The organism is Lysobacter sp. K5869, from assembly GCF_018847975.1.
Lineage (GTDB): Bacteria > Pseudomonadota > Gammaproteobacteria > Xanthomonadales > Xanthomonadaceae > Lysobacter.
Window position 1 is genome coordinate 3735751 of the sequence record NZ_CP072597.1, and the last position, 15116, is coordinate 3750866.

The 15116-nt window shown below is 71.1% G+C and carries 16 protein-coding genes; 5 read left to right on the plus strand and 11 right to left on the minus strand.

Annotation, left to right across the window (positions count from 1 at the left end):
- The first annotated feature begins 232 nt into the window (after positions 1-232).
- Positions 233-700 (plus strand): hypothetical protein, encoded by a 468-nt coding sequence (locus J5226_RS16270; RefSeq protein WP_215835480.1) that lies wholly within the window; start codon positions 233-235, stop codon positions 698-700.
- Positions 697-1200: a hypothetical protein gene (locus J5226_RS16275; RefSeq protein ID WP_215835481.1), complete on the plus strand. Its 504-nt coding sequence runs from the start codon at positions 697-699 to the stop codon at positions 1198-1200. The genes J5226_RS16270 and J5226_RS16275 overlap by 4 nt, the downstream gene beginning before the upstream one ends.
- A gap of 168 nt (positions 1201-1368) precedes the next feature.
- Here J5226_RS16275 and J5226_RS16280 read toward each other — a convergent pair whose 3' ends face one another.
- The 5 genes from J5226_RS16280 to purB form a co-directional block, all read right to left on the minus strand.
- Positions 1369-2289, minus strand: a complete 921-nt coding sequence (locus J5226_RS16280; protein WP_255322824.1) for a GNAT family N-acetyltransferase — start codon at positions 2287-2289, stop codon at positions 1369-1371.
- On the minus strand, positions 2286-3533 hold the full coding sequence (locus tag J5226_RS16285) for a cupin domain-containing protein (RefSeq protein ID WP_215835482.1): 1248 nt from the start codon (positions 3531-3533) through the stop codon (positions 2286-2288). The genes J5226_RS16280 and J5226_RS16285 overlap by 4 nt, the downstream gene beginning before the upstream one ends.
- A 91-nt stretch (positions 3534-3624) precedes the next feature.
- Positions 3625-4023 (minus strand): VOC family protein, encoded by a 399-nt coding sequence (locus J5226_RS16290; RefSeq protein ID WP_215835483.1) that lies wholly within the window; start codon positions 4021-4023, stop codon positions 3625-3627.
- A 244-nt stretch (positions 4024-4267) separates the two neighbouring features.
- Positions 4268-5194, minus strand: coding sequence for a subclass B3 metallo-beta-lactamase (gene bla / locus J5226_RS16295; RefSeq protein ID WP_215835484.1), 927 nt, complete (start codon positions 5192-5194; stop codon positions 4268-4270).
- A 462-nt stretch (positions 5195-5656) separates the two neighbouring features.
- Entirely contained in the window at positions 5657-7033 is a 1377-nt protein-coding gene (purB, locus tag J5226_RS16300) for an adenylosuccinate lyase (protein WP_215835485.1), read from the minus strand.
- A 478-nt stretch (positions 7034-7511) separates the two neighbouring features.
- On the opposite strand from purB, the gene J5226_RS16305 reads away from it, so the two are divergent.
- From J5226_RS16305 to yiaA, 3 genes are all read left to right on the plus strand, one after another.
- Positions 7512-8972 (plus strand): class II fumarate hydratase, encoded by a 1461-nt coding sequence (locus J5226_RS16305; RefSeq protein WP_215835486.1) that lies wholly within the window; start codon positions 7512-7514, stop codon positions 8970-8972.
- 544 nt (positions 8973-9516) lie between these two features.
- Entirely contained in the window at positions 9517-9696 is a 180-nt protein-coding gene (locus J5226_RS16310; RefSeq protein WP_215835487.1) for a hypothetical protein, read from the plus strand.
- Between the two features lie 407 nt (positions 9697-10103).
- Positions 10104-10517: an inner membrane protein YiaA gene (gene yiaA / locus J5226_RS16315; protein ID WP_215835488.1), complete on the plus strand. Its 414-nt coding sequence runs from the start codon at positions 10104-10106 to the stop codon at positions 10515-10517.
- Between the two features lie 262 nt (positions 10518-10779).
- On the opposite strand, the gene J5226_RS16320 is transcribed toward yiaA, so the two are convergent.
- The 6 genes from J5226_RS16320 to J5226_RS16345 all read right to left on the minus strand — a co-directional run bounded on the left by J5226_RS16320 (position 10780) and on the right by J5226_RS16345 (position 15073).
- On the minus strand, positions 10780-11328 hold the full coding sequence (locus J5226_RS16320; RefSeq protein WP_215835489.1) for a YggN family protein: 549 nt from the start codon (positions 11326-11328) through the stop codon (positions 10780-10782).
- Between the two features lie 77 nt (positions 11329-11405).
- Positions 11406-12167 (minus strand): DUF4097 family beta strand repeat-containing protein, encoded by a 762-nt coding sequence (locus J5226_RS16325; protein WP_215835490.1) that lies wholly within the window; start codon positions 12165-12167, stop codon positions 11406-11408.
- A gap of 91 nt (positions 12168-12258) precedes the next feature.
- A complete protein-coding gene (locus J5226_RS16330) occupies positions 12259-13284 on the minus strand; it encodes an ABC transporter permease (RefSeq protein ID WP_215835491.1) in 1026 nt (341 codons plus the stop codon).
- The gene (locus J5226_RS16335) at positions 13281-14165 is read right to left on the minus strand and encodes an ABC transporter ATP-binding protein (RefSeq protein ID WP_215835492.1); all 885 of its coding nucleotides are present in this window, start codon (positions 14163-14165) and stop codon (positions 13281-13283) included. The genes J5226_RS16330 and J5226_RS16335 overlap by 4 nt, the downstream gene beginning before the upstream one ends.
- Entirely contained in the window at positions 14162-14554 is a 393-nt protein-coding gene (locus tag J5226_RS16340; protein ID WP_215835493.1) for a GntR family transcriptional regulator, read from the minus strand. The genes J5226_RS16335 and J5226_RS16340 overlap by 4 nt, the downstream gene beginning before the upstream one ends.
- Before the next feature lie 3 nt (positions 14555-14557).
- Positions 14558-15073, minus strand: coding sequence for a hypothetical protein (locus J5226_RS16345; protein ID WP_215835494.1), 516 nt, complete (start codon positions 15071-15073; stop codon positions 14558-14560).
- Positions 15074-15116 lie beyond the last annotated feature (43 nt).

Here is a 15116-nt window from a genome sequence, read left to right on the forward strand (position 1 = left end):
GGCCCGGGCCGGACCGCCGAGCCGACCGTTCCGGCAAGGCCCGCCGCGCTGCATCGCCGGCGGGGAAATCCGCTCAAAAATCTTGGGATGGCGTCGCGGGTTTCAACCGCCGGCCCCGGCGGCCGCGGTTTAGCGTGCGCTCAGCCCGGCGCGCGCGTGCGCGCCGGCCGTATGATCGGTGCCGGTCGACAGGGAGTCCGGCGTCATGTCCGTGAGCGCATCGCGATGGAGTTTGCTGCTGGTGGTGGCCTTGGCGGGCTGCGCGCCGAAGGACGATCCCCAGCGGCGCACGGCCGAGGCCGAGGCGAAGGCGGCTGGAATCGGTTTCACCACCGAGGCCGCGCCCGCGGCCGATCCCGTGGCCGATCCGGCTAAGGCCTCCAAGTCCGCCGAGCCCCCTGTCGCGGCAGCGGTCGCGCCGGCCTCGCCGGAGAAGCTGCGCGAGCGCTTCCAGGCCTTGGCCCCGGAGGCGTGCCGGATCGAAAGCGCCCGCGCCGAGGGCGACTTGGTGCGGGTGATCGGTTCGGCCGACAGCAACGCGGCCATCGCCGCGGCCATGCGCGCGTTCGGACGGGCGGCGGACGGCGCCGAACCCGTCGGGCGATCGTCCGCCATCGATCTGACCCTGCTCGAACAGAAGCCGGACGGGCGCTACCACTTCGAAATGAACGTGCGCTCGGCGAAGTTGGCGACGCCATGAGCGGCCGCAACCCGACCGGCGAACGTCCGTCCGCACGGCAGCCGAAGCGGCGTCCGCGCGACCCCCGCCGCATCCTCGCGCCGGGGCTGGGGTGGCTGGCCGCGCTGGCGGCCGCATCGACGCCCGTCCTCGCGCAGACGCCGGCGGTGGCGCCCAACGTCGAGGCGGTGGTCCAGGCCGGCCGCTGGAGCGAGGCCGGGGCGGGCGAGGGTGCGTATCGGGTGATCGTCGCCAGCCAGGGGTTCGAGCACGTCTCGACCCGGGTGCTGGCGCAGTGGAAGGCCGACGGCGGCGAGGACGGGCAGGCCCGGATCGTGCACGAAGCCGAACTCGTGGCGCCGGACCGTTACTCGCTGAGCGCGCCGAAACTGACGCCGACCGCTGCGGGCGTGCGGGTGGAATTGCGCGGCGTCGCCACCTACGACAGTCGGCGCAAGGTGCTATGCCGGTTCGATCTGGCGCCGGGCGGCAAAGCCACGGTGGTGCGGGCTTGCGAGTGATGCCGCGGCGACGGTACGCGGGCCGGCGGCGAGCGGATTCGGTTCGGGCGGATCGGTTCGGGCGAAGCTGAGCCCTAGCCGCGGGGGCGCCGCGGCCGCGCTGCTTTCATCGGCGCGCGCGGCGATCCGGGAGAGCCGGCGCCGTTGCCGCGACCGCCCGCGCCGCGCTCAAATCCCCAGCGCCCGAAACTCCGTGCACGGCCGCGCGCGCTCCCACACCGGCTCGAACCGGGCGCGCAGCTGGCGCGCGCGCGGGCCGCCGTCCAGGCGGGTTTCGCCGTCGAAACGATGGCCCAGCGGCCGGTAATACCAACCGTCGCGGTCGTTGACGAAGTACGCCGCCGGGTCGTTCTGATCGACGGTTTCCTCGATCGCGCGGAACTCGAACGCGGTCGGCAGGCGCTGCGACAGCCCGATCAGCGGCGCCAAGGCGCGCTGCGGCGCGGCCGGATCGTGCAGCAGGATCCGCACCTGTCCGCCGCCGACGGCGAAACGGCGCAGCGCGGCCACCGCGTCGGCGCGGTCGAGCAGGCCCGGGTCGAGCTCGCGGCTGCAGATCCACAGCCCGCGCCGGGCCTGGGCGAGCAGGCCGATCAGCGCCGCCGACGCGGCCTCGCGGCCGTCGACCGGATTGGCCGCGCCGAGCAGGCGGTACATCGCCAGATGCTCGATCCCGGCCTCGAAAAAGCGCGGGCCGAACGGCAGAAAACCGTGGCGGGCGTAGAAACCGATCGCGCTGGCCTGACTGTGCAGCGACACCTCGCGCCAGCCGAGTTCGGCGGCGCGCCGCAGCAGCGCTTCCAGCAAGGCCTCGCCGACGCCGCGGCCGCGCCACGCCGCCAGCACCGCCATGCGGCCGATGCGCCGGTCCGGAGTGAGCCGGCCGGTGCCGATCGGCGCGCCGTCGGCGTCGAAGGCCAGCACGTGCTGGCAGTGCGGGTCGCGCTCGGCGTCCAGCTCCAGTTCCAGCGGCACGTTCTGTTCGCGCACGAACACGGTCTCGCGCACCGCGCGCAAGGCCGGCTGGGCGGCGGCGTAGTCCTCGACCGCGACCACGCGGAAACCGGCCGCGGGCGCGAGCGCGCTCATTCTTCTTCGTCCGCGTAGCCGCCTTCGTCCTCGCCGCCGTCGTCGCGGCCGAGGCGGTAATGGCCGCCGGCGACCAGCTCCAGCACGCAGGCGCGGCCGTTGTCGGACAGCGCGCCGTAGCCGGCCAGATCGAGCTCGGCCGCGGCCGCCAGCGCCTGCGCGTCCTTGGCCGGCAGCGCGTACTCCTGGCCGCTCACGTACAGGCGCGCGGCGCGGCCCTTGGCATGGGCGCGGCGCCAGGCCATGCGCGACCACGGGTGGCGCCACAGCGTCGCGCCTTCGTTCAAGGCGAATTCCAGTTCGATCCGCGACGGCGCCGGAGCGCCGCCCGCCGACACTTCGCCGGCGGCGCGGTACACGGTGATGAAGCGGCCGAACCAATCGCCGAGGCGGTCGGGGTCGTTCATGCGCAGCGCGTTCAAGCCTTGCACCACGCGCTCCATCGCCGCGGCGTCGATCTCGTTGGGATCGCGCGGCGGGGTCAGGTCCGGGTCGGTGTAGCGCAGCGCCTCGTCGGCGTCGGCGGCGAGGGTGTCGATGTAGTCGCCCATCAGCTCGGCCGCCGACGGCGCGCGCATGCCGACCGAGAAGGTCAGGCACGCGTCCTCGGCGACGCCGTGGTGCGGCACGCCCGGCGGCAGGTACAGCATGTCGCCGGGGCCGAGCACCCACTCGTGGCTCGGCTCGAATTCGCGCAGCAGCTTGAGTTCGGCGTCGGCGCGGAACCCCTGCGGCGGGTTGGGCCGCGCATCGATCTGCCAGCGCCGGTGGCCCTGCGCCTGCAGCAGGAACACGTCGTACTGATCGACGTGCGCGCCGACCGAACCGCCCGGCGCGGCGAAGGAAATCATGATGTCGTCGATGCGCCAGCGCGGCAGGAACGAGAACGCCGGCAGCAGCGCGGCGACGTCGGCGTCCCACTTGTCGACGTCCTGCACGAGCAGCGTCCAGTCCTGGCGCGGCAGGCCCGGGAACTCGGATTCCTCGAACGGCCCGTGCCGCACCGAATAATGATCGCGCGCGCGGTCGTGCTGGATCAGCCGCGCCAGCACGCCTTCCTCGCAGGCCAGGCCGGCGAGGTCTTCGGGTTGCAGCGGCGACTGCAGGTCGGGGAAGGCGTTGCGGATCAGCAGCGGGCGTTTTTGCCAGTAATCGCGCAGGAACTCGGCCGCGGGCATGCCCAGCGGCGGGCGCCGGGCGGCGTCGATTTCGATCGGGAAGGCGGGAGCGGATTTCTTGGCCATGGGCGAACGGCGGCGCGGCGAGCGGAAAGCCGCATTGTCGCTCATCGCGCGCGGCGGCGGCGCGGCCCGGATCGGCAAAACGCGCCGCGGCTCAGCCGGCGATTTCGTCGTAACCGCGGCCGAGGAACTGCAGCAGGCACCAGCCGTGGCCGAACGGATCGGACAACTGCACGATCCGGCCCCAACTGGCCCGGCGCGCCTCGCCCTCCTGGCGCGCGCCGGCGGCCAGCGCGCTGGTCAGCGCTGCGTCGAGGTCTTCGACCACGATATCCAGATGCAGCGGCGTCCAATGCCGCGCATAGCCGCGCGCCTGCCGGCCGGCGCCGAGCGAGCCTTCCGGCTTGTGCAGCAGATAGAACGGCGCCGGGCCGCCGAGCAGTTCCACCGCGTCGCCGCCGATGCGGCGCCCGACGTGCAGGCCGAACGCGCGGGTGTAGAACGCCAGCGCGGCGTCGAGGTCGGGGACGTCGATGTTGATGAGCAGTTGCATCGCGGCGCTCCGCGGACGGGTGCGGGCAGTGTGCGGGGAGAGTTGCTAAGGCGGCGTGGGCGGCGGCGTGAAAGGGACGGCGCGGAATGTTTGCGAGGTCTCGGATCGGGGGCGCGCGTCGACGCGTCGGAAGAGGCATCGGCCGGCGCCGCGAGCTTCGGTCCCGATGTTTTCGTTTCGCGTCGCAGCGACCTTGCGCGAAAACATCGGGACCTTGGCTTTTGTGCGGGCCGGCGCTCGCGACTCAGTGCGCGGCCGCGGGCATGGCGCGTTCTTGCTGCAGACGCGCCTCGAGCTTGGCCGCGCCCTCGGCGGCGTAGGCGCGGCAGGCGCCGGCATCGACCAGCGGCTTGCTCGCTCGCGGCCCGATGCGCTCGAACATCGCGCTGGCGCCCGGATGCGGCGTCAGCAGGATCTCGCACGGCAGCGCGGCGATGGTGTCCAGCCCGCGCCGGTGCGCGGCCAGCGCGCCGGGATGCGCGGCGTCGTCGCCGTAGCGATAGACCTTATCGGTGTAGGGCACGAGGCTGTCGGCATAGACCAGGTCGCGGCATTGGCCCGTCTCGTCGCAAGAGCGCCACGTCCACGTGGTGCCGCCGGCGGTGTGGCCCGGCGTCGCGTGCGCGGTCAGTTTCAAGGCGCCGAGCGCGAGCGTTTCGCCGTCGCCGATGCGCTGCACGTCCGGCACCGGCGGGAAGTCCGGCACGCTGAGGAATTGCGGATCGCGGCGGTCGGCGCGGCCGCGCTCCAGCGCCGTCGCCGCGGGCTCGCGCGCGACCGCGCGCGCGCCGGTGTCGCGCGCCAGCCGCGCGATGCCGCCGGCGTGGTCGATGTGCTCGTGCGAATTGAGGATGTAGCGCACTTGCTTGGGGTCGAAGCCGAGCGCGCGGATGTTGGCTTCGATGTTCGGCGCGGCGGTGTCGGTGACGCCGTCGATGAGGACGTGGCCGGTGTCGGAAGTGATCAGGATCGCGCTGATCGCGCAGGTGCCGACGTACCAGGTGTCGCCGAAGATGCGGCGCGGCGCGGTGGGTTCGTCCCAGTTCGGTTCGGCGGGGCAGGCGGTGGTGGCGACGGCGACGTCGTTGGCCGCGTCGCGCGGCGCGCTCGCGCAGGCGGCGAGCAACAGCGACGCGATGGAAACGGCCAGCAATCCGGGGGATGAGCGCATGCGCGAAGTCCTTGCGAGAAAGTGGTTGGCACTATCCCCGATTCGGATGCGGCGCGGATCAAAAAGAAATTGTGGCAACAGAAAGGTGGATTTTTGTTTCTGTTGGCGAGACGGGTTTCGTCGCGGTTGCGGATTCGCGGTCGCGGCTCGCGCCGCTCCTACAGGGAGGAACGAGGCCGCATCGGAGCGGCTGTAGGAGCGGCGCAAGCCGCGACCGCGCCATTGCGATAACGGCGCGGGTTTCGTCGTAGTTGCGGATTCGCGGTCGCGGCTTACGCCGCTCCTACAGGGAGAAACGAAGCCGCGTCGCAGCGGCTGTAGGAGCGGCGTAAGCCGCGACCGCGCCAATGCGATAACGGCGCGGGTTTCGTCGTAGTTGCGGACTCGCGGTCGCGGCTTACGCCGCTCCTACACGCAAGAGGCGGCCGCGAAGAGCGGGGAGCGCGGTGCTCCCCGACGGCATCAGATCTCGCGCGCCAACCGCTCGGCCAAGCCGACGTAGCTGCCCGGGGTCATCGCCAGCAGGCGCTGCTTGTCCGCCGCCGGCAGGTCCAGCGAGGCGATGAACTCGCGCATCGAGGCTTCGTTGATGCCCTGGCCGCGGGTCAGCGCCTTGAGCTGTTCGTACGGGTTGGGCAGGCCGTAGCGGCGCATCACCGTCTGCACGGCTTCGGCCAGCACTTCCCACGACGCGTCGAGGTCGGCGGCCAGGCGCTCGGGGTTGGCGCTGAGCTTGCCCAGGCCGCGCAGCAGCGCGTCGAAGCCGATCAGGGCGTGGCCGAAGGCGGTGCCGAGCGCGCGCAGCACGGTCGAGTCGGTCAGGTCGCGCTGCCAGCGGCTGATCGGCAGCTTGGCGGCGAAATGCTCGAACAGCGCGTTGGCGATGCCGAAGTTGCCCTCGGCGTTCTCGAAGTCGATCGGGTTGACCTTGTGCGGCATGGTCGAGCTGCCGACTTCGCCGGCCTTGACCGCCTGCTTGAAGTAGCCCAGCGAGATGTAGCCCCACACGTCGCGGCACAGGTCGATGCAGATCGTGTCGATGCGGCGCTGCGCGTCGCAGACCTCGGCGACGCCGTCGTGCGGTTCGATCTGGGTGGTGTAGGGCTGCCAGTCCAGGCCCAGCGAGGCGACGAAGCGCTGCGAGAACGCCGGCCAATCGATGTCGGGATACGCGGCGACGTGGGCGTTGTAGTTGCCGACCGCGCCGTTGATCTTGCCCGGCATGATCGCGCCGGCCAGGGTCTCGCCCTGGCGCTGCAGGCGCGCGACCACGTTGGCGATTTCCTTGCCGACGGTGGTCGGCGACGCGGTCTGGCCGTGGGTGCGCGAGAGCATCGGCAGCGCGGCGTGATCGTGCGCCATCGCGCGCAGCGTCTGGATCAGTTCGTCGAGCTTGGGCAGCAGGACGTCCTGGCGCGCCTGATTGAGCATCAGCGCGTAGCTGAGGTTGTTGATGTCCTCGCTGGTGCAGGCGAAGTGCACGAACTCCAGCGCCGGGCCGAGTTCGGCGTCGTCCTTCAGCCGCTCCTTGATGAGGTACTCGACCGCCTTGACGTCGTGGTTGGTGGTGCGCTCGATCTCCTTGACCCGCGCCGCGTCCTCGACCGACAACCCGTCGGCCAGCGCGCGCAGGCGCGCGGCGGCGGCGGCCGAGAACGGCTTGAGTTCGGCGATGCCGGGTTCGGCGGCCAGCGCCAGCAGCCATTCCACCTCGACCTTGACCCGGGCCTTGATCAGGCCGAATTCGGAGAAGATCGGCCGCAAGGCGTCGACCTTGCCGGCGTAGCGGCCATCGAGCGGGGACAGGGCGAGCAGGGTGGTCTGAGTATCGGCGGGCATGGCATGCGGCGGGGAGGAAAACAGTCGCGCATTCTACCCCCTGCGCCCCGCACGTGCCGGTTGGCGCCGCATGGGGCCCGGTAGGAGCGGCGCGAGCCGCGACCCACCGAAGCTGCGTACGCAAGCGCAACGTCCCGAAGCGCCGTCTCTCCGGGCGATTTTTCGGGGCAACGCCGGCTTCGGGCGGCGGCGCGGCGGTGAACCTCTGCGGTGGGTCGCGGCTCACGCCGCTCCTACACGGGCCACCGCCGCCAACCCCTACACGATCGGGCGAAAACCCCGCGCGCCCTCGACGCTCGCGCCCCTCGCGGCGATCATGGGCGCCGCCAGCGGAATTCAGCCAGCACGGGCCGGCGCGCGCGGGCTTGCGAAAGCCCCCGCGCGCCCCGACCCGCACGCAACGTGTACGGGCGAGCGCGGCGAAGGCGCCGCGCTCGCCTCCTTTACGACGTCCCCTACGACTCAAACGGAGTTGGCAATGGCGAGCAAACGCAAGACCCCGGCCCGCGCTGCGGCGGCCGGCAAGACCGGCGGCGCGGCCGCGGAATTCCGCCGCGAACACGACAGCATGGGCGAACTCAACGTCCCGGCCGCGGCGCTGTGGGGCGCGCAGACCCAGCGCGCGGTGCAGAACTTCCCGATCTCCGGCCAGCCGATGCCGCGCGAATTCATCCGCGCCCTGGCCCTGATCAAGGCCGCCGCGGCGCAGGCCAACGGCGGTTTCGGCCTGCTCGACCCGGGCGCGGCCGAAGCCATCGCCGCGGCCGCGCGCGAGGTCGCCGAGGGCGGTTTCGACGCGCAGTTCCCGATCGACGTCTATCAGACCGGCTCGGGCACGTCGAGCAACATGAACGCCAACGAGGTGATCGCGACCCTGGCCACGCGCGCGGGCAAGCACAAGATCCACCCGAACGATCACGTCAATCTCGGCCAGAGCTCCAACGACACCATCCCGACCGCGATCCGGGTCTCGGCCGCGCTGGCCGTGCACGAAACCCTGCTGCCGGCGCTGAAGCACCTGCGCAAGACCATCGAACGCCGGGCCAAGGAACTCAGCCGCACGGTCAAGACCGGCCGCACCCATTTGATGGACGCGATGCCGCTGACCTTCGGCCAGGAATTCGGCGCCTGGGCCGCGCAGCTGGATTCGGCCCAGCAACGCATCGAGGACGCGCTCAAGCGACTGCGCCGGCTGCCGATCGGCGGCACCGCCATCGGCACCGGCATCAACGCCGATCCGCGCTTCGGCAAGGCCGTGTCGAAGGCGCTCAGCGCCGCCGGCGGGGTGCGGTTCGAATCGGCCGCGGACAAGTTCGAGGGCTTGGCGTCGCAAGACGACGCGGTCGAACTGTCCGGCCAGCTCAGCGCGCTGGCGGTGGCGCTGACCAAGATCGCCAACGACCTGCGCTGGATGAATTCCGGCCCGCTGGCCGGCTTGGGCGAGATCGAATTGCCGGCGCTGCAGCCGGGCAGCTCGATCATGCCGGGCAAGGTCAATCCGGTGATTCCCGAGGCCGTGGCGATGGTCTGCGCGCAGGTGATCGGCCACCACACCGCGATCACCGTGGCCGGGCAGAGCGGCAATTTCCAGCTCAACGTGATGCTGCCGCTGATCGCCTACGACCTGCTCGATTCGATCCGCCTGCTGGCGCGCGCGATGCCGCTGCTGGCCGACAGCGCCATCGCCGGGCTCAAGGTGCGCGAGGCGCACGTGCGCGAAGCGCTGGACCGCAATCCGATCCTGGTCACCGCGCTCAATCCGATCATCGGCTACGAAAAGGCCGCGGCCATCGCCAAGCGCGCCTACAAGGAAGCGCGGCCGGTGCTGGAGGTGGCGCTGGAGGACAGCGGCCTGAGCGAGAAACAACTGCGCAAGCTGCTCGATCCGGCCGCGCTGACCCGCGGCGGCATCCACGCCGGCGGCGGGGGCGGCGGCTGAGGCGGCCGCGACACATTCGCAAGCCGCGGGATTTGCTGCACAATCGCCCGGCCGCCGAACACCGCCGCGGCCGGGGGCGCCGCGGCGAGAATGTCCGAGGATTTTGTTTCGCGACCGGCGTGGGGGTTTGAGGCGCGTGCGCCTGGATATCCTCGGCGCACGGCAGGGGATTATCGGCGCGCGAGCGCGGATAATATCCGCCCGCCGCGGGTGGGGCGTCGCGACAGGTCTCGCCGGATTTTCCGGCCGGGCCCAGGGCCGTGCGAGGGCGCGGACCGCGTCGTGCGTCTTGCGTCCGCGGTGCCCGCATCGGCCCGGTAAACCGGCGTCGGCGCGGAAAATCGGTGGTTTCGGCCACCGCGATGTCCGCCGCGGTCCGTGGCGGACGCACGGTTATTGAGCGGTAACCGTGCGGTCATTACGGATCGGCCGTGGCGGGTATGTAGTAACTACTGTCGTGCGCGCGCTACAGGAGGTGACGCGCGTACGAGTTTCCCCGCAGCCCCTGGCCGACCGGCCAGCCATAATTAATGGAGCCTCGCTCATGAAGTCCACTCGCTTCCTTCGGTACGCAGTCGCCGCCTCGTTCCTGGTTTGCGCCGCTTGCCGGCCGACGTTCTTCCCCATCGGCGACAACGCCCACGTCGATCTGAGCGGGCGCGCCGCGCCGGCCGCGGTCGATGCGGCCAAGGCCGCCGTCGCCGGCGTCCAGACCGCGCGCTGACCGCCGCGCCCGGGCCGGAACCTCCGGCCCGGGACGTGCGCGTCCGTGGGCGCGCGGCGGCGCGTCCGCTTCGGCGCCGTTGCGTTTCAGCGCCGCCGGAGCAGCCAAGGCGGCGGCCGATCCGGCCGCATCGCCGATCGACGGGGCGCAGGCCGATCCGGCCGTATCGCCCGATGCGCGGCCACGCCCGCGCGATGCTTCGTCTTCCCGCGCCGCCTCGCGACGGCGCGCCGCGAACCTCCATATCCCGCATTCCCGCAGCGCCCCGCCGCCGCGGATGACAGCGCGCGGCGCGATAGGCATAGTGGCGCCGCGGGCTGGGAGCGCCCGCACGGCCACGCCGCCGCGCCTCGCGCGGACGGCGACATTCCGGCGCCCGCCGGCCGCTACTCATTCAAGGATGCGATATGAACCGTGCTATTTCCCGCAAGCCCTCGGCGGCTTTCGTCGGCGCCTCGTGGGGCGCGCTCCTGCTCGGCTCGCTGGCCTATCTGGTCGGCTTGTGGAACGCCGGCATGCAGCTCAACGAGAAGGGCTATTACCTCACCCTGCTGCTCTACGGCCTGTTCGCGGCGGTGTCCGTGCAGAAGTCGGTGCGCGACCGGATGGAGGGCATCGCGGTGACCAACCTCTATTTCGGCCTCGCCTGGACCTCGGTGATCGCGGCGCTGACGCTGATGTTCATCGGCTTGTGGAACGCGCAGATCAGCTTCAGCGAGAAGGGCTTCTACGCGATGGCGTATGCGATGAGCCTGTTCGCGGCGATCGCGGTGCAGAAGAACACCCGCGACAGCGCGGACGACGGGCGCGGGTACGAGTGAGGCCCGGTTAAAGGGTTCCTCTTCCCCGGCGTTTTTTGTTCGCTATCCCCGCGAAGGCGGGGATTTCGCGGCTTTGGCGTGAGGTCGCGATAACGCCCTGGATGCCCGCGTTCGCGGGCATGACGGCGAGCGGGCCGCGCGGCGTTGCTTACGGATCGTCATCCCCGCGAACGCGGGGATCCGGAGACTTCAGCGCGGCGCCGCGTCGAAACGACGCCGCGCCATGCCATCCGCGCTGCGAACGCAACGCGTCCGGCCGGCCTCAGCTGCGCGACCGGCACTCATCGCCGGTGGTCAGGTTCTTGCGCGCGAACGGCGCGAACTGCGGCACCTGCGCGACGAGCTGTTCCTGCGCCACGCGCAAGGTGCCCACCCGCTGGCAGATCCGCATCGCCTGTTCCTCCAGCTTGGCCGCCTGCGCTTCGACCTTGGACCCGGTCTGATCGGTGTGGCCCGAGCGCAGGTCTTGCGCCACCGTGCTCAGCACTTGCCCGGCCATCGCCGCGCCGGCCTTGCCGATGGCGGCGCCGTCGCTGCGGATGCCGACGGCTTCGACGTAGAACGCGCGGCCGGCGGCTTGCTGCGCCGGGTTCAAGGCCAGCGCCTTGCCGTCGATGGCGATGGCGCCGTCGGGGCCGATCTCGGCGCGCTGGCCGCCGCCGCGCACTTGCAGGCGGTCGCCGGCCATCGACATGTGGTCGATCACCACCACGTGCACGTCGGAATCGGATTTGCGCGAACAGCCGCCGGCCAGGGCCGCCGCGAACGCGACGGCGAGCAGGAGGGCGGCGGAGGGCTTGCGGGCGGTCATGGGAGGCGTTCCGTGGAAGCGCGCGGCGGAAAGGGAACGGCGCGGACGGGCGGCGCGCGGCCCGTCCGCGCCGAGGATCAATCGTCGTTCGGCACGTCGACCTTGCCGGTCACGCCGCGATGGCGCACCGAGCCGCTGCCGACCCGGGCCACGCGCAGGTCGCCGCGCACGTCGCCGACTTCCAGATCGCCCGAGCCGATGCGCTCGACGCTCACCGAGCCGGCGACCTGATCGAGTTCGACGTCGCCGGAGCCGACCGTGCCGACCTTGACGTCGCCGCCGACGTTGCGCGCCTTCAGATCGCCCGAACCCAGCGCGACGATCTGCAGCGGCCCGATGTCGCGCAGGCCGATGTCGCCGGAGCCGACCGCGGCGACGGTGAGGCCGCGCACGTTGGAAATCTGGATGTCGCCGGAATTCACGTCGGCGCTGAGCGCGGCCACGTTCTTGACCGTGGCGTCGCCGGAACCGACCTTGAGCTGCACCCGCAGGTCTTGCGGCACGTTGGCGTGCAACTGCATGTGGTACTGGCCGTTGAAGTTCAGGCCCAGGCGCTTGGCGTGCTCGGCGGTCACCACCAGCTTGTCGCCTTCGCGGCGCTGGCTCAGGGTCAGGCCGGGCAGGTCGGCGGCGTTGGAGGCGCAGGCGCGGCCGCTGATGCCCGGCGCGCCGGTGCCGCCTTCGATCACCAGATCGTCGGAGCCGATGTCGAACACGACGGCTTTGACGCCCTTGAGATCCAGCGCGAGGCTGCGCGGCTGGGCGTTTTCGCAACGGTCCGCGGCGCAGGCGGTGCCGGACAGCAAGGCGGCGCAGAGCAGGGTGGAGGCAAGACGCATGGGACGCTCCTGAGCGATGAGGTGTAGCTGGGATGCGGAACGAGCCGGCGCGGTTGCAATCGATCCCGATCGCCGCCGCGCCGGCCGCGCCTCAGCCGTCGTCGCGCCAGCGGCGCAGGCGGATCGCGGCGTAGATCATCGCCGCGCCGATCACCGCGCCGATCCACAGGTCGGCGGTGGCCAGCACGTGCAGGCTCGAGGCCGAATCGAGCTGGTTCAGCGCCTCGGTGCCCTTCATCGCCGCGTTCTGGGCGTCGTCGCCGAGGCTGTCGTGCAGGAACCAGGTGCCCGGAACCACGCTGAGCAGGCCGCGCAGCGCCACCGTGTACCAGATCGCGCCGTGCGGGATCTCGATGCCCGGCATGATGTCGAGGAAGCTCACGAACACGCAGGCCAGCAGCGGAATCACCACCGCCCAGACGAACGGCACGCTGCGCGCCCAGGCCGAACACAGCATCAGCCAGCCCACGGTCGGCAGCGCCCACAGCGCGTACACCGGCACCGACAGCGCCAACTCGCCGAGCATCCGGAACGGATGGGCCTGGGTGAAGATCGCGCCGGCGCCGGAGAAGCCGTTGAGCACCGCCGCCAGCCACGCCAGCACCCACATCACCAGGCCCACGGCCAGACCGATGCCCGCCGCCAGCACCGGCGCCAGCAACAGCGCCCAGGCCAGCTTGGACAGCACCGCCTGCACGTCGGACACCGGCAGCGATTTCCAGAACAGGATGCTGCGGTCCTTGCGTTCGTCGTAGAGCGAGCCGAGCGCGTAGAAGAACACCACGAACACGAACACCAGGCAGACGATGCCCAGGCCGCCGGCCAGCGCGGCGTCGCCGATCTGTCCGGCGCGGGCCAGGTCGCCGGTCATTTCCAGGTTGATGCCGTCGTGGTCGCGCACCGCGTACTTGTTGAACAGCACCGAGCCGCCGACCACGCCGAGCACGGTGAAGGCCACGGCGATCGCGCCGGCGATCAGCGGACCCCACAGGAAACCGCCGCGGTGTTCCCAGAACTCGCGCTTGAGCAGCATCAGGAACACGCGCGAGGCGGGGATCGCGGCGGCCGCGCGGGGGACGGCGGCGGGGGAGGAGAAGTCGTCGGTGGCGGCGTTCATGCGTAGGTCCCCTTCATGGTGGCGACGAACAGATCGGCCAGGCCCGGGGTGCGGGTTTCGCCGAGTCCGTCGAGCTGCGCGGCGGCGACGCCGTCGAACAGCATCACGGTCTTGCCGAACGGCAGAGCGCGTTCGTCGAGCGGGCCGAGCGTGCGCGCGTGGTCGGCCTTGTCGCGGTCGATCAGCACTTCGACGAAGCGGCCGCCGAGGTCTTCCATCGGACAATCCAGGACGATCTTGCCGTCGCGGATGAACATCACGTCGGTGAGGATGTGCTCGATCTCCTCGACCTGATGGGTGGTGACCACGATGGTCTTGTTCTCGTCGAAATAGTCTTCCAGCAGGCGCTGGTAGAACTGCTTGCGGTAGAGGATGTCCAGGCCCAGCGTCGGCTCGTCGAGCACCAGCAGGCGCGCGTCGATCGCCATCACCAGGGCCAGATGCAGCTGCACGATCATGCCCTTGGACATTTCGCGCACGCGCAGGTCCGGCTTGAGCTGGGTGCCGTGCAGGAAGCGCTCGCACTTGGCGCGGTCGAAGCGCGGATGCACGCCGGCGACGAAGTCGATGGCTTCGCGCACCCGCAGCCAGCGCGGCAGCACGGCGACGTCGGCGATGAAGCAGACCTCGCGCATCAGTTCGTCGCGCTGGGTGCGCGGGTCGAGCCCGAGCACCGACAGGTCGCCGTCGAACTGGGTCAGGCCGAGCACCGCCTTGAGCGCGGTGGTCTTGCCGGCGCCGTTGGGGCCGATCAGGCCGACGATGCGGCCGGCGGGGATGTCGAAATCCGCGCCGTCCAGCGCGGCCTTGTTGCGGTAGACCTTGCGCAGGCCGCGGGCGCGGACCACGTGGCCGGGATCGATGTGCAGGGCGTTGGTCATGGTGCGTCCGCCTTGTGGGAACCGTTCGCGCTGGCGTCGTCGCCGCCCAGCAGTTCTTCCGCGCGCAGGCCGAGCCGGGCGATGCGTTCCAGCACCAGCGGCCATTCCTCGCGCAAGAACCGGTCGCGTTCGTTGAGGAGCAGTTTCTTCGCGGCTTCTTCGGTCACGTACATGCCCAGGCCTCGGCGTTTTTCGACCAGCGCCTCGTCGGCCAATTCCTGATAGGCGCGCGAGACGGTGATGGGATTGAGTTGGTATTCGGCGGCGACCTGCCGCACGGAGGGCAGGGCGTCGCCCGGCTTGAGCACGCCGTCGAGCATCATCGCGACGACGCGTTCCTTGAGTTGGCGGTAGATCGGAGCGCCGTCGCTCCATTGGATTGCGGTCATGGCTCAGCCCCGCGACAGGAAGGAGAAATAGGGCATGACGAGATTGCTGCGGCTGCGGCGCGCGGCGCTTCCGGCCTTGCGCTTGGGTTCGGCGGCGCCGGCCGACTCCGCGGCGGCGTTGGGGTTCGGGGCGATGGCGGGCGCCACCGCGTTGGCCAGCGCGGCGAGGTCGGCGACATCGCCGGCCAGGGCGCCGGCGATGGTGGTCAGCTCGCCGGCCTGATCGGTGTTTTCCAGCTGCTGGGCGCGCTGCTCGATCTTGCGCACGGCGCCGGCGACGTCGCCGGAGCGGCTGCGGGCGCGTTCGAGGAAGTCGCGGTCGAAGCTGATGCGGGCCTTGACCGCGCCCAGGTTCACCTCGATCGGGCGGGTGGCCGGGGCGTCGGCGGCGAACTGGGTCAGCGCCGGCGCCGGCGGAGCGTCGGGGGCGGGCAGGGGCAGGGCGACCACGAGGCCCAGGACCAGGGCGCCGCCGGCGGCCATCAGGGCCGAAATCGAGTTATGGAGCTTGCGGTTCATGCGAACGTCCTGCTCTTTAGTGGGCCGGTGTTGTATGCAACTA